This is a genomic window from Nonomuraea sp. NPDC001699, assembly GCF_053596455.1.
This window is the reverse complement of the sequence record NZ_JBSFGF010000009.1, coordinates 281,694-295,527: the sequence shown is the minus strand read 5'-3', so window position 1 is coordinate 295,527 and position 13,834 is coordinate 281,694. Positions and strand designations below refer to the sequence as shown.

General features: G+C 73.8%; 14 protein-coding genes. 3 read left to right on the top strand and 11 right to left on the bottom strand.

Annotation, left to right across the window (positions count from 1 at the left end):
- Window positions 1–8: 8 nt before the first annotated feature.
- From ACWCSU_RS27825 to ACWCSU_RS27815, 3 genes are all read right to left on the bottom strand, one after another.
- Window positions 9–1,037: an alcohol dehydrogenase catalytic domain-containing protein gene (locus ACWCSU_RS27825; RefSeq protein ID WP_449938755.1), complete on the bottom strand. Its 1,029-nt coding sequence runs from the start codon at window positions 1,035–1,037 to the stop codon at window positions 9–11.
- A gap of 147 nt (window positions 1,038–1,184) precedes the next feature.
- Window positions 1,185–2,876 (bottom strand): RICIN domain-containing protein, encoded by a 1,692-nt coding sequence (locus ACWCSU_RS27820; RefSeq protein ID WP_449938753.1) that lies wholly within the window; start codon window positions 2,874–2,876, stop codon window positions 1,185–1,187.
- Between the two features lie 204 nt (window positions 2,877–3,080).
- Window positions 3,081–4,235: an ROK family transcriptional regulator gene (locus tag ACWCSU_RS27815; RefSeq protein WP_357695524.1), complete on the bottom strand. Its 1,155-nt coding sequence runs from the start codon at window positions 4,233–4,235 to the stop codon at window positions 3,081–3,083.
- Window positions 4,236–4,407: 172 nt separating this feature from the next.
- Between ACWCSU_RS27815 and ACWCSU_RS27810 the strand changes: the two genes are divergently transcribed.
- Together ACWCSU_RS27810 and ACWCSU_RS27805 are read left to right on the top strand one after the other, a co-directional pair.
- Window positions 4,408–6,024: a beta-N-acetylhexosaminidase gene (locus tag ACWCSU_RS27810; RefSeq protein WP_449938750.1), complete on the top strand. Its 1,617-nt coding sequence runs from the start codon at window positions 4,408–4,410 to the stop codon at window positions 6,022–6,024.
- Window positions 6,021–6,743, top strand: coding sequence for a tyrosine-protein phosphatase (locus ACWCSU_RS27805; RefSeq protein WP_449938749.1), 723 nt, complete (start codon window positions 6,021–6,023; stop codon window positions 6,741–6,743). Before ACWCSU_RS27810 ends, ACWCSU_RS27805 begins: the two co-directional genes overlap by 4 nt.
- Window positions 6,744–6,746: 3 nt before the next feature.
- Here ACWCSU_RS27805 and ACWCSU_RS27800 read toward each other — a convergent pair whose 3' ends face one another.
- Window positions 6,747–7,589, bottom strand: a complete 843-nt coding sequence (locus ACWCSU_RS27800) for a PHP domain-containing protein (protein WP_357695528.1) — start codon at window positions 7,587–7,589, stop codon at window positions 6,747–6,749.
- Between the two features lie 120 nt (window positions 7,590–7,709).
- Here ACWCSU_RS27800 and ACWCSU_RS27795 point away from each other — a divergent pair, with 120 nt between their 5' ends.
- Complete coding sequence (locus ACWCSU_RS27795) at window positions 7,710–8,339, top strand: TetR/AcrR family transcriptional regulator (protein ID WP_357695531.1); 630 nt, start codon at window positions 7,710–7,712, stop codon at window positions 8,337–8,339.
- 7 nt (window positions 8,340–8,346) lie between these two features.
- Here the strand turns inward: ACWCSU_RS27795 and ACWCSU_RS27790 are convergent, their stop codons facing one another.
- The 7 genes from ACWCSU_RS27790 to paaA form a co-directional block, all read right to left on the bottom strand.
- Window positions 8,347–9,201, bottom strand: a complete 855-nt coding sequence (locus ACWCSU_RS27790; RefSeq protein WP_357695533.1) for a 3-hydroxyacyl-CoA dehydrogenase family protein — start codon at window positions 9,199–9,201, stop codon at window positions 8,347–8,349.
- Window positions 9,198–9,938: an enoyl-CoA hydratase/isomerase family protein gene (locus ACWCSU_RS27785; RefSeq protein ID WP_449938748.1), complete on the bottom strand. Its 741-nt coding sequence runs from the start codon at window positions 9,936–9,938 to the stop codon at window positions 9,198–9,200. Before ACWCSU_RS27785 ends, ACWCSU_RS27790 begins: the two co-directional genes overlap by 4 nt.
- Window positions 9,939–9,995: 57 nt before the next feature.
- Window positions 9,996–11,081 (bottom strand): 1,2-phenylacetyl-CoA epoxidase subunit PaaE, encoded by a 1,086-nt coding sequence (gene paaE, locus ACWCSU_RS27780; protein ID WP_449938745.1) that lies wholly within the window; start codon window positions 11,079–11,081, stop codon window positions 9,996–9,998.
- A gap of 1 nt (window position 11,082) precedes the next feature.
- Window positions 11,083–11,553 (bottom strand): 1,2-phenylacetyl-CoA epoxidase subunit PaaD, encoded by a 471-nt coding sequence (gene paaD, locus ACWCSU_RS27775; RefSeq protein ID WP_449938894.1) that lies wholly within the window; start codon window positions 11,551–11,553, stop codon window positions 11,083–11,085.
- Between the two features lie 101 nt (window positions 11,554–11,654).
- On the bottom strand, window positions 11,655–12,560 hold the full coding sequence (paaC, locus tag ACWCSU_RS27770) for a 1,2-phenylacetyl-CoA epoxidase subunit PaaC (protein WP_449938743.1): 906 nt from the start codon (window positions 12,558–12,560) through the stop codon (window positions 11,655–11,657).
- A gap of 13 nt (window positions 12,561–12,573) precedes the next feature.
- Window positions 12,574–12,867, bottom strand: a complete 294-nt coding sequence (gene paaB, locus ACWCSU_RS27765; RefSeq protein ID WP_357695543.1) for a 1,2-phenylacetyl-CoA epoxidase subunit PaaB — start codon at window positions 12,865–12,867, stop codon at window positions 12,574–12,576.
- Window positions 12,864–13,829 (bottom strand): 1,2-phenylacetyl-CoA epoxidase subunit PaaA, encoded by a 966-nt coding sequence (gene paaA / locus ACWCSU_RS27760; RefSeq protein ID WP_449938740.1) that lies wholly within the window; start codon window positions 13,827–13,829, stop codon window positions 12,864–12,866. Before paaA ends, paaB begins: the two co-directional genes overlap by 4 nt.
- Window positions 13,830–13,834 lie beyond the last annotated feature (5 nt).

The following is a 13,834-nucleotide window of genomic DNA, read 5'->3' as shown; positions in this document are numbered from 1 at the left end:
GCCGCCGCTCAGTTGCCGGTGGTCAGGACCATGCGGAAGCGCGCCTGACCGGACAACATCCGCTGGTACGCCGTCGCGGCCTCCTCCAGCGGCACCTCCTCCGTCCAGGCCCGCACGCCGCTCAGGGCGGCGAACCTCATCGTGTCCTGGGTGTCCACGGCGATGCCGGAGGCGTGCCCGTAGACCCGGCGGGCGCCGCCGACGAGCTGGAGAGGCGTGACGGTGAGCGGTTCGGTGTCGATGCCTACGGTGATGAGCTCGCCGCGCCGGCCCAGCCCGTCGATCGTGCCGGACATCGCCGCCGAGCTGGTCACCGTCGCCAGCACCACCTTGGCCCCGCCGCGCGCCGCCAGCGCGTCGGCCGCCTTCTCGGCGGCGGCGTCGACGTAGTGGGCGGCGCCGAGCTCGCGTGCCAGCGGCTCCTTGTCGCCGCCGCGCGCGATCGCGACCGTCTCGAAGCCCATCTTGGCCGCGAACTGCACGCCCAGATGTCCCAGGCCGCCCAGCCCGAGGATCGCGACGGTGTCGCCCGGCCGCGCCGAGCTGCGCCGCAGCGCGTTGAACACGGTCACGCCCGCGCAGGCCAGGGGCGCCGCCTGCGCCGCCGTCAGCTCGCCGGGGATCGCGGCCAGGGCGACGGCCGGCACCACGACGGAGTCGGCGAACCCGCCGGGATAGGCGGCGCCCGGCACCCGCAGCTCGGGGCAGAGCACGCCGTCGCCCTCCCGGCAGGCGTCGCAGTGGCCGCAGCTCCCGCCGTACCAGCCGACCGCCACCCGGTCGCCCACGGACCAGCCCGCGACGCCGTCGCCGATCGCGTCGACGCGTCCGGCGATCTCGTGCCCCGGCGTGACGGGGAAGGCGGTGCCCGGGATCGCGCCGCCGATGATCAGCGCGTCGGAGTGGCACACCCCGCACGCCTCGACGGTGATCCGCACCTGGCCGGGGCCCGGTTCGCGGGTCGGCGCCGCGGTCTGCGCCATGGCGCCGCCGGGCTCGGCGACCTGGATGGAACGGTGCAGGGCGGAAGACGGCATGGCGTCTCCTCTTTCTTCGTACGGGAAGCGGTGGCCTCACCGGGAGGCCCTCACAAGGCCACCTTTTCCACTTCCGCCTCGTTTACCCCACCGGCACGCCGAAGGTCCGGGACCCCGCGCGAGGTCCCGGACCTGTGGGGTGGCCGGTCAGCCCGCCGGGACGACCGGGACGCCGCCGAAGGTCACCACCAGGCGGCCGTCCGCGGCGAAGGACCAGTTCAGGGCGCCGCCGTAGGCGGAGCAGCGGGACCCGTTCGAGCCGGACCAGAACTGGTCGGACGCGTCGGCGTCACCGACGATCTTGTCGTTGGCGCCGCCGCCCGAGCGGCACGAGGTGTTGTCGCGGAACACCGAGGTGCCCGCGTCGAAGGAGAAATTGCGCTCGGTGTTGTCGATGCTGACGTTCCCGGCGATCGTCATCGTGCCGGGGTTGCGGTTGTAGGTGAAGCCGTGCTTGCCGTTGCGGTAGGCGATGTTGCGCCGGACGACGTGGTCGACCTTGATGTCCTCGCCGCCCAGCTTGTAGCCGTTGCGGTCGCCGTTCCCGGCCTGGCTGCCGTCGCTGAGCGTGCCGTTGCCGTAGGACAGGGAGTCCTCGACGGTGACCGGGCCTATCGGGCCGGTGTCGGGCTTGGTGTAGAGGTCCCAGCCGTCGTCGATGTTGTTGCGGGACACCGCGTAGCGGAAGACGTTGCCGGGCCCGACGGTCAGCTTGGCGGCGAAGCCGTCGGCGTCCTCGCCGTCGGAGTCGGCGTTGTCGTGCGAGACCGTGCTCAGGACGAGGTTGCGGGACGGCCACCGGCTCTGCGGCGTGTCGGAGGCGATGCGGGAGAGCTGCAGCCCGGTGTCGCGGTTGAACCGGGTCTCCGAGCGTTCGACGATGTTGTCGCTGCCGCCGACGAAGATGCCGTTGTCGCCGGCGCGCTCGACGGTGATGCCGTACAGGTGCCAGTACGAGCCGTTGACGGCGAGCCCCCGGTTGGCCGGGTCCTCGCTCTGGGCCGCGAAGTTCAGCACCGGCGTCTCGCCGGGGTAGGCCGACAGCTTCTTGCGGGCCGAGGCGGTGCCGTCGTTGCCCGGCGCGATGGTGACCGTCTGCGAGAAGGCGTACGTGCCGCCGCGCAGGTAGATCGTGCCGCCCGCCGCGACGCGGGTGATGGCGGAGGTGAGCGTCGTCGGGTCGGACCGGGTGCCGGTCGCGCCGTCCCTGCCGTTCGGGGACACGTACAGGGCGCCGGCGGGCGGGACGGTGGGCGTGACGGTCGGGGTCGGTGTGGGGGTCGGTGTGGGGGTGGTCGTGGGGCCGCCGCCCGCGGGCTTCAGGGTCCACTGCTTGGTGGCGGCCGAGTCGCAGGAGTTCTGCTGCAGCAGCGCGCCCGGGGAGGTGGAGTCGTCCTTGACGTTGAGGCACTTTCCGCCGTTGGCGTTGACGATCCGGTACGCGCTGCCGGCGGCGGTGAGCTGCCAGGTCTGGGAGGCGGCGCCCGTACAGGTCTCCTGCTGCACGGGCTTGCCCGCGCTGGTGGAGGCGTCGCGGACGCCGGCGCACCTGCCGCTGTGCGCGGCCTTGACCTGGTAGCCGCTCCCGGCGGCGGTGAGGGTGAAGACCTGCCCGGCGGACTCGGCGCAGGCGTTCTGCGCGAGCTGCACGCCTGCGCCGGTGCTCTGACCCGGCACGGTGGCGCACAGGCCGCTGCCGCCGTTGACCAGCGTGTAGTTCCCGCCGGCGGGGGCCGCCGACGCGGGCGTGTTCAGTACGGCGACCAGGGCGACCGCGGTGAGCAGGCCGGTGATCAGCACGACCGCCGGCCTTGTCGCCGAGGGTTGGTTCTTACGCACGTCCAGCTCCGTTTCGATGGAGGAGTGGAAGGGGGGTGTGCCGCGCGAGCTGGTGCCAACCGGTTGCAGTAACAGTGGCTTCATGCCGATGAAAGGTCAACACATTCAGGTAAAACTGCAAACGCGCTCGGTGTTCTGCCTGGTGATGCCGCTGTTTCTGCAACAACCGATTGCAGAAATCGTGCAATCAGCGTGCCCCGGACGTCAGCGGGTGAGGGGGAGCGGGCCGTGTTCGGGGGTGAAGAGCCGGTCGTCGAGATGGTCGACGGCGTACTCGATCGCGCCTGTCACCACGCACTCGTCGCCCAGCGTGGACGCCCGCACCTCCGGCATGCGCATGCACCGCCGCTCCAGCCGGTCGCGCAGCGGCCCGAGCAGCACGTCCGCCGAGCGTGAGAACCCGCCGCCCAGCACCACGACCTGCGGATCGAGGACGAGCACCATGGCCGCCGTGCCCACGGCCAGGTCGTCGAGGTAGCGCCCGACGGCCTCCAGCGCGACCGGGTCGCCGTTCCTGGCGGCGGCCAGCGTGCAGCCGGCCGCGTCCTCCGGCGGCGTGCCCTCGGGGACGGCCGCGCACGAGTTGAGGTGCTCGGGCGCGTCGAACCAGCGGGACTCGGGCAGCATGGCGATCTCCCCGGCCGCCGCCCCGAACCCCCTGTGGACCTTGCCGCCGATGATCAGCCCGGCTCCCATGCGCCTGCCGACGTGCAGGAACACCACGTCCCTGGCGTCCTGGGCGACGCCCCGCCTGGTCTCGGCCATGGCCGCCAGGCGGCTGTCGTTCTCGATCAGCACCTGGCAGGGGAACATCTCGCGGATCCGGCCCGCCAGGTCGAGGTCGCGCCAGGCGGGGACGGCGGCCGAGTAGATGACCCGGCCCTCGACGTCGATCACGCCGATCGTGCCGACGGCGATCGTCCACAGGTCGGACACCGGGACGCGGCCGAGCGCCAGGCAGCCGGAGACGGCCCGCTCGATCGCGGCCAGGCGCTCCTCCAGCGGCGCGTCCGGCAGCACCGGCTGCCGGGTCTCGGCCAGGATCTCGCCGTCGAGGTCGGCCAGGGCGGCGCGCACGTTGTGGCCGCCCACGTCGACGCCCACCAGGTAGCCGCTGTCGGCGCGGAAGCGGTAGCGGCGGGCCGGCCGGCCCATCGAGCCGGGGCTCGGCGGGACCTCCTCCACCCAGCCCAGGTCCATCAGCTCGCCGGCGACCTCCTTCATGGACGGGCGCGACAACCCCGTACGCTCGGCCAGCGCCGACAGCGTGAGCGGCCCGGCCCGGCGCAGCGCCCGGATGGCGGTCAGCGAGTTGAGCTGTCGCAGCCGTGACAGGTCGCCGCCGCGTAGATCCGCCATCGCCGTCCTTAACGTAGGTCTCCTCTGTAAACACAGATTATCCCAGCGGCCGTCCCTCAGGTGAACTCCACGAAATTGGGCGTTGAACCTCAGAAATGCCGATGCTATTAATGAAGGGCTCCTTCGTAAAGTCCGGCTCGCTCCGCCATCGTCTGGCAGTGAGGAGATCCACTTGAAGATCGTTCCCAGGCCGGTCAGGCACGGGACCAGGCGCGGGAGGTTCGTCCTCGACGCGAGCACGGCGCTCACCGCCGATCCGGCGCTCGCCGGGGTGGCCGCCTGGCTGCGGGCCGAGCTCAGCCAGGTCGCCGGAGGTGAGCTGCTGCCCGGCACGCCGGGCCCGGGGACGATCACCCTGGGGCTCGGCGAGGGCCTCGGGCCGGAGGCGTACCGGCTGAGCGTGGGCGACGACGGCGTGGCCATCGACGCGGGCGGGCCCGCCGGGGCCTTCTACGGCGCGCAGACCTTCCGCCAGCTCCTGCCCGCCGCCGCCTTCCGCCGGACGCCGGGCACGGAACCCCTCGTCGCGCCGGGCACGTACATCGAGGACGAGCCGCGCTTCGGCTGGCGCGGCTGCCTCCTCGACGTCGCCCGGCATTTCATGACGAAGCACGACCTGCTGAGGTTCATCGATCTGATGGCCCTGCACAAGCTCAACGTCCTGCACCTGCACCTCACCGACGACCAGGGCTGGCGGCTGGAGATCCGCCGGTACCCCCGCCTGACCGAGGTCGGCGCGTGGCGCCGGGAGAGCCGGACCGGCTGGAACGGCGCCATGGACGGCCGCCCGCACGGCGGCTTCTACACCCAGGACGACATCAGGGAGATCGTCGCCTACGCCGCGGCCCGCCACGTCACCGTCGTGCCCGAGATCGACCTGCCCGGGCACACGCAGGCCGCCATCGCCGCCCACCCCGAGCTGGGCAACCTCGGCACGGCTCCGGAGGTCCGCACCACCTGGGGCGTCGGCCGCAACGTGCTCAACGCCGAGGACGCCACCATCGCCTTCTTCCGCGACGTCCTGGAGGAGGTGCTGGAGCTGTTCCCCAGCCCGTACGTGTGCGTGGGCGGCGACGAGTGCCGTAAGGACCAGTGGCGGGAGAGCCCGTCCGCCCAGCGCCGGATCCGGGAGCTGGGGCTGCGGGACGAGGAGGAGCTGCAGAGCTGGTTCATCCACCGGTTCGACGACTTCCTGACCGGACGCGGCCGCCGGCTGGTCGGCTGGGACGAGATCCTGGAGGGCGGCCTGGCGCCGGGGGCGGTGGTGGCGTCCTGGCGCGGCGAGCTCGGCGCGGTGGCCGCCGCCCGGCGCGGGCACGACGTCGTCAACTGCTCCAACACCCAGGTCTACCTCGACTACCGCCAAGGGGCCGGGGAGGACGAGCCGGTGCCGTTCGGGACCGTGCTCACCCTGGAGGACGTCTACGCCTTCGAGCCCGTCCCGCGGGAGCTGCGCGGCGACCCCGCTGCGGAACGGGTTCTGGGCGCGCAGTGCGGGGTCTGGACGGAGCTGATCGACTCCAACCGGCGCATCGACTACATGGTCTTCCCCCGGCTGGCGGCCTTCGCCGAGACCGTCTGGGCGACGGCCGCGCGCGACCTGGAGGACTTCCGCGCCCGGCTGGCGGCACACCTGCCGAGGCTGGAGGCGATCGGGGTGGAGTACCGGCGGGAGTCGGGGCCGCTGCCGTGGCAGACCCGGCCCGGCGTGCCGGGACGCCCGGAGGACCCGAAGGAGTGGCAGGCCACCGTCGACGCCTGGACCAGCAATCTGCGGGACCTCGCATGACGCCCCTGGAGCCGTCGGCGGGCGGGCGGGTGCTGAGCTGGCCCGGCTGCGAGAACGTGCGGGACCTCGGCGGCCTGCCGACCACGGACGGCGGCCGCGTCCGCTGGGGCGCGCTGGTGCGCGGCGACCGGCCGAGGAGCACGGCCGTCCCGGCGCTGCGGGCCCACGGCGTGCGGCTCGTCGCCGACCTCCGGCTGGCCGCCGAGTGCCGGGCCGACCCGGGCCCCGCCGTGCCGGGCCGCCGCCACCTGCCCGTCCTGCGGGACGAGGACGACGTCCTGGAGGCGCTGGACGACACCCTGCCCGGCATCTACCGGGTGATCCTCGACCGGGGAGCCCGCCGGTTCGCCGCCGTCCTGTCGGCCGTCGCCCACGCGCCGGCCGGAGGCGTCCTGCTGCACTGCCATTCCGGCAAGGACCGCACCGGGCTCGCGGTGGCGCTGGCCCTCTCGCTGGCCGGCGTCTCCCGTCAGGACATCGCCGCCGACTACGCCGTCACCGCCGTCTGCCTGCGCCTCGACGACCACCTCGCCGCCCTGGACGACGACGCCGTACGGGACAGGTCGTCGCGCCTGTTCGCCGAGGTCACCGCGGACACCATGCTCGCCGCCCTGGCCCACCTGGACGGCCGGCACGGCGGCGCGGAGGCGTACCTGCTGGCCGGCGGCCTGCCACCGGCCGACCTCGCCCTGATCAGGGCGCGCCTGGTGGAACGGTAGGGGTCACCCCGTACGGCCCCAGAAGCCGTACGGGTCCCGGCCCGGGCGGAAGCCGTGCGCCCGGGCCAGCTCCGCCGCCTCCCGGAACCGGCGCGCGACGACGGACGGCTCGTGGGCGTCGCTGCCGAACGTCACGGCCTGGCCGCCCTCCTCGCGCCACCACCGCAGCAGCGTCGCGTCCAGCGGCACGACCGTGTTGATCTCCAGCGCCCGGCCCGACCCGGCGGTCGCCCGCAGCGCGTGCCGGAACTCCTCCTCGAAGTCGGCCGGGTCGAACGGCCCGGCCGCCCGCGGCCAGTACCGCACCGGGTAGTCGACGTGGGCCAGCACGGCGAACACGTCGCTGCCCGCCACGACCTCGGGGATCTCGGCCAGGTACTCCCGGACGACCTCGGCGGCGGCCCGGCGGGCGTACAGGCCGGGCGGCTCGCGGAAGCCGTCGCCGGCGGGCAGGCAGTGCAGGGAGCCGAGCACCCGGTCGAACCGTCCGGCGGCCAGCACGCGGGCGACTCCCTCGGCGTGCCGGTGCGGCTCGCCCACCTCCAGGCCGCTCAGGATCCGCAGCCCGGGGAAGCGCCCGCGGCACCGCTCGACCGCCTCCAGGTAGCCGGCGGCGTCGAAGGCCGGGGGAGTGAGGTGCCCGTCCGGTGTGGTCAGCGCGAGCAGGTGGTCGTAGCCGTCGAGGGCGCCGGGGTCGACCGTCCAGACGGTGTGGTCGAGGTGCTCGGTGAACGCGATCGCGGGCAGGCCCAGTTCCACCGCCCGCGCGCAGGAGCGCTCCATGTCACCCCCCGCCGTGTCCCAGGACCACTCGCTGTGCACATGGCTGTCGGCAGGCAACGTCACAGGGTTCACTCCTCGGGGGTCAGGAGAAGATCAGCACGAATGTACCCCGCGAACGTCCCCGCGTCCCGGGCGTGGCCACCTCGGGGAGGACGTCTGATCTGCCGTGAGATGCTGGCTTTCGTGACGACGACCGAGCCCGCCGGGCCCGCCCCGCGCCGCGGGCGCGGCCGCCCCGGCTACGACCAGGCCGCGATCCTGCGCGCCGCGGTGGAGCTGTTCAACCGCCGGGGCTACGACGCCACCAGCATGGGAGACCTGGCCAAGGAGCTCGGCCTGACCAAGCCGGCCATCTACCACCACGTCACGAGCAAGGAGCAGCTGCTCGGCCAGGCCCTCGACGACGCGCTCGACGAGCTCACCGCCGCCCTGACCGCCGCCACCCGCGACGCCGCCGGCCGCACCGCGTACGAACGCCTGCGCGAGGTCGTGCGGCGCAGCGTCGAGGTGCTGGTCGCCCACCAGCCCAGCGTCACGCTCCTGCTGCGCGTACGCGGCAACAGCCCGGTCGAGCTGGCGGCCCTGGAACGCCGCCGCTGGCTCGACGACCGCCTCGCCGCGCTGGTCGCCGACGCCGTCGCCGAGGGCGCGCTGCGCGACGACGTGCCGCCCGCGCTGGTCAGCCGGCTGGTGTTCGGCATGGTCAACTCGCTGGTGGAGTGGTACCGCCCGGACGGCGCCTACGACCGGGCGATGGTCGCCGACGCCGTCACCGCGATCGCCTTCGACGGCCTGGCCAAGCACGCACGCTGATCAGGGTTCACCAGGTGTAGAAGCCCTTGCCCGTCTTGCGGCCGAGATGCCCGGCGGCCACCAGGTCGCGCAGGATCCGCGGCGGCTCGAACCGGGGCCCGAGCTCGCGGGCCAGGTGCTCGGCGATCGCGAGCCGCACGTCCAGGCCCACCACGTCGGTGGTGCGCAGCGGGCCCGTCGGATGGCGGTAGCCGAGGGTCATGGCCGTGTCGATGTCGGCCGCGCTCGCCACGCCCTCCTCCAGCATCCGCATCGCCTCAAGGGCCAGGCAGACGCCGAGCCGGCTGCTGGCGAAGCCCGGCGAGTCGGCCACCGTGACCGGCGTCCTGCCCAGCGCCTCGGTCCACTCCTGGGCCCGCTCGACCAGCTCGGGGTCCGTACGCGGCCCCACCACGACCTCGATGAGGTCGCTGACCGGGACGGGGTTGAAGAAGTGCAGCCCGATGAGCCGCTCCGGCGCGGTCAGGCCGGCCGCGAGCTTGCCGATCGACAGGCTGCTGGTGTTCGTGGCCAGCACGGCGCCCGGCGCCTGCCGTTCGACCAGCGCGAACACCTGGGCCTTGAGCGCCGCGTCCTCCGGCACCGCCTCGACGACCAGCTCGCACGGGCCCAGCTCGGCGGGGTCGGACGTCGTGCGCAGCCGGGACAGGACGTCCTGGAGCGGGCTGCCCAGGCGGCCCTTCTCCGCCGCCTTGGCCAGGCTGCCGGTCACCCGTTCCAGGGCCTGGGCGGCGGTCGCCGGGTCGCTCTCCACGACGATCACGTGGCTGCCGGCGGCGAGGAAGGCGTGCGCGATCCCCGACCCCATCCGCCCGCCGCCGAAGACGCCGACGATTTGTGGGAGTGTCGATGGCCGGGTCATGAGCGCGGCTCCTTCCGCCGGTCCAGGAACGCCGTCATGCGCGCGTGTTTCTCCTCGGTCTCGAACAGGACCGCCTGGGCCAGGTCGTCCACGAACGGGTGCGCGGCGCGCGGGGCGTGGAAGACGGCCTTGGTCAGCCGGGTCGCCAGCGGCGCCCGCGCCGCGATGCGGTCGGCGAGCCGGTGACCGGCGGCCAGCAGGTCCTCCGGCTCCACGACGTCGTTGAGCAGGTGGACCGCCCGCGCCTCCTCGGCCGTCAGCACCCGGCCCGCCAGCAGGATCTCCTTGGCCAGCGGCTCCCCGACCAGCTCGGCCAGCCGCCAGGCGGCCCCGGCGGCGGCCAGGATGCCGAGGTCGGTCTCCGGGTTGCCGATCCGGGTGCGCGGCGTGCCGATCCGGAAGTCGCAGGCGTAGGCCAGCTCGGCGCCGCCGCCCAGGGCGTAGCCGTCCACGAGGGCCACGGTCGGCATCGGCAGCCGGTGGATCCGGTCGAAGATCCTGGAGTTGATGCCGCGCAGCGCGTCGCCCCGGTCCCGGTCGCGGAGCTGGGCGATGTCCGCCCCGGCGGCGAAGGTCGTGCCCTCGCCGGTGAGCAGCACGACGCGCGGCTCCTCCTCGACGGCGGCGCACGCCTCGTGCAGCGCGGCGACCAGCTCCCGGTCGATGGCGTTGCGCACCTGCGGCCGGTTGAGCCGCCACACCACCCGGTCGGCGCCCTCCTCGACGATGAGGGTCATGGGCGCTCCGCCTGGGGAGCGCGGGCTTCGGTCACGGAAGGCTCCTCTGTGTGGGGATCAGGCGTCGTAGTCCACGGTGACATGGTCGCCGGCCGGGAAGGTCTGGCAGGTGAGCACGAAACCCGCCTCCACCTCGGCCGGTTCGAGGGCGTAGTTGCGGCGCATGTCCGCCGCGCCCTCGCGGACCACCGCCCGGCACGTGCCGCAGACCCCGCCCCGGCAGGCGAACGGCAGGTCGGAGCGGGTCTGCTGGGCGCCGTCGAGCAGGGTCGACTCGCGCGAGACGGTGGCGGTCGTGCGCCTGCCGTCGAGCACCGTCGTCAGCACGGTCGTCGCGCCGGCCGGCACGCCCTCCGGACGCCTCGGCCGCGGCGGGGGAGCGTCGACGTAGAAGAGCTCGACGTGCACGTTCGCGGCCGGGACGCCGAGCTCGGCCAGCACCCGGCGGGCGTCCTCGACCATGAGCAGCGGTCCGCAGAGCCAGACGTGGTCGAACGTCTCGATCGGCACCAGCTCGGTGAACATCCGCCGCAGCCGGTCGCCGTCCAGCCGGCCGGAGAACAGCTCGACGTCGCGCGGCTCCCGGGAGAGCACGTGGACGAGCTGGAAGCGGGGGCCGTACCGGTTCTTCAGGTCGCCGAGCTCCTCGGCGAACATCACGGTCCGGCTGGTCCGGTTGCCGTACAGGAGAGACACCTGCGCGCCGGGATGGGCGAGCACCGTCGAGGCGACCGACATCATCGGGGTGATGCCCGAACCGGCGGCCACGCACAGGTGCCGCTCGCCCAGGCCGGGGTCGGCCTGCCAGGAGCCGGTCGGGGTCTGCACCTCGATCCGCGTCCCCGGCCGCACCTCGCGGACCAGCCAGGAGGAGAAGAGCCCGTCCGGGATCTCCCGGACGCCGATGCGCGGCGCCTCCCCGGCCGGGGCGCAGATCGAGTACGACCGCCGTTCCTCCCGGCCGTCCACGAAGCGGCGCAGGGTGAGCGACTGGCCGGCGCGGAAGGCGTACGCCTCGCGCAGTTCGCCGGGCACGGCGAAGGTGATCGCGGCGGCGTCCTCGCACAGGTGGTCGACCGCCGCCACGGTCAGCGGGTGGAAGGCGGCGTGCGCCCGGGCCGGCGCGGGCGCGAGCGTGGTCATCTCATATCTCCTTGACATGCTCGAACGGTTCCAGGCAGTCGGCGCAGGCGTAGAGGGCCTTGCAGGCGGTGGCGCCGAACTCGGAGGTCGGCCGGGTGGCCCGCGACCCGCAGCGCGGGCAGGCCGGGGCGGGCCTGACCGGGCCGAGCGTCAGCGGCACCGGCCCGGACGTCCGGCGGGCCGGTCCCGGCGCCGACAGCCCGGACGCGCGCAGGGCGGCCCTGCCACGCTCGGAGATCCAGTCGCTCGACCACGGCGGATCGAGCACGACGCGCACCTCGACCCGCGGGAAGCCCGCCTCCCGCAGCCCGTGGACGAGGTCGTCGCGCATGGTCGCCATGGCCGGGCAGCCGGTGTACGTCGGCGTGATGAAGGCGACCACGACCTCGCCGTCCGGCCCCGGCTCCACCTCGACGCCGCGCAGCACGCCGAGGTCGGCGAGCGTGAGCATCGGCATCTCCGGATCCCGCACCCGCTCGGCGACCCGGACGGCCCGCTCGCGGGCGTCCGGGAGGACGGGGCCAGGGTGCTCGCGGGCGTCCGGGGGCGCGTGGCCGGTGTGCTCGCGGGCGTTCACCAGCGGCCTGCCGGGTGGGCGCGGGCGACCGACTGCATGTCGGCCAGCAGGACGGTCAGCGCCGGGGTGTGGCCGCCGTCCCGGCCGCCGCCCGGCTCGCCCTGGCCACCCGGACGGGGCACGCCGCTCACGGCGAACACCTGGCCGAGCACGGCGTCCACGTCGGCGCGCAGCGCGGCGGGATCGACGGCGACCCCCGACCGCGCGAGCGTCAGCTCGACGGGATGCGCGGTGACCAGCTCGGCCAGCAGCGGCCACAGCTCGCCGAGCGCGGCGTCGAGCCTGCGGCGCGACTCCTCGGTGCCCTGGGCCAGGGTGAGGAACCAGCGGCCCGCCCAGTCCCGGTGGTAGGCGACCTCCTTGACGCCCTTGGCGGCGACGGCGGCCAGCACCGTGTCCACGCTCGCGGCCAGCCGCTCCAGCAGCGCCAGCCGGGCCGTCGAGAACAGCAGCAGCCGTACGACGACGTGCGCGAAGTCGCCGTTCTCGACCTCGGCCAGCCACACGTTCCTGAACTGCCCGGCGTCGCGGAAGAACGCCAGCGCGTCCTCCGGCGGCACCGGCGAGCCCTCCGGAAGCGCGGGCGCCACGCCGGGATCGGCCGCGGCCGCCCGCGCCAGCAGCAGGCGCGCCTGCCCGAGCAGGTCGAGCGCCACGTTGGCGAGCGCGATGTCCTCCTCCAGGTCGGGCGCGCGGCTGCACCACTCCGCGAGCCGCTGCGACAGGATCAGCGCGTCGTCGCCGAGCATCAGGCAGTACGCGGCCAGCTCGGCCGAGCCGACCCCCTCGGGCACGGACGTGTCGACGCCCGCCAGCGGGTCCTCGAAGTCCGTGCCGAACGCCCACTGCGTGGAGTCCCCGCCGGCCAGGCCGTCGAAGATGCTCTCGTGGTCATCGCTCACGCTGGACCCCCTCTCACATGTGCGGGACGTCGTCGGGAATGTCGTAGAACGTCGGGTGCCGGTAGACCTTGTCGCCGCTCGGCGCGAACAGCGGGTCCTTCTCGTCCGGGCTGGAGGCCGTGATGGCGTCGGAGCGTACGACCCAGATGCTCACGCCCTCGTTGCGCCGGGTGTAGACGTCGCGGGCGTGGCGCAGGGCCATCGCGTCGTCGGGGGCGTGCAGCGACCCGACGTGGACGTGGTTGAGCCCGCGCTTGACCCGGACGAACACCTCGTAGAGCGGCCATTCCCGCCGGTCGGCGCTCATCGGGCACCCGCCCCGGCGGCCGAACGGCTCGCGAACGCCGCCGCGGCCTCGCGCACCCAGGCGCCGTCCTCGTGGGCGGCCCGGCGGTGCCGCATGCGCTGGGCGTTGCACGGCCCGTCGCCGCGGATGACGGCGGCCAGCTCCGACCAGTCGGGCTGTCCGAAGTCGTGGTGCCCGCGCTCCTCGTTCCAGCGCAGGTCGGGGTCGGGCAGCGTGACGCCGAGCGCCTTCGCCTGCGGGACCGTCATGTCGACGAACTTCTGGCGCAGCTCGTCGTTGGAGTTGCGCTTGACGCCCCAGGCCATCGAGCGCTCGCTGTTGGGCGAGTGTTCGTCGGGCGGGCCGAACATCATGAGGGAGGGCCACCAGAACCGGTTCACCGACTCCTGGACCATCTCCCGCTGGGCGTCGGTGCCGCGCATCATCGTCATCAGCAGTTCGTAGCCCTGCCGCTGGTGGAAGGACTCCTCCTTGCAGATGCGGATCATGGCGCGGCCGTACGGGCCGTAGGAGGTGCGGCACAGCGGCACCTGGTTGCAGATCGCGGCGCCGTCCACGAGCCAGCCGATGGTGCCGACGTCGGCGTAGGACAGCGTCGGGTAGTTGAAGATCGAGGAGTATTTCTGCTTCCCGGCCAAGAGGAGTTCGGTCAGCTCGGCGCGGGAGACGCCCAACGTCTCGCACGCGGAGTACAAATAGAGGCCGTGTCCGGCTTCGTCCTGCACCTTGGCCAGCAGGATCGCCTTGCGGCGCAGCGACGGGGCCCGCCCGATCCACTCGCCCTCGGGCTGCATGCCGATGATCTCGGAGTGCGCGTGCTGGGCGATCTGGCGGACGAGCGTCCTGCGGTACGCCTCCGGCATCCAGTCGCGGGGCTCAATCCGGTCGTGACCCGCGATGGTCGCGTCGAAGGCGGCCTGCAGCCGCTGCTCCAGGTCCGGCTCCGCCGGCGTGGTGGTCATCGTCC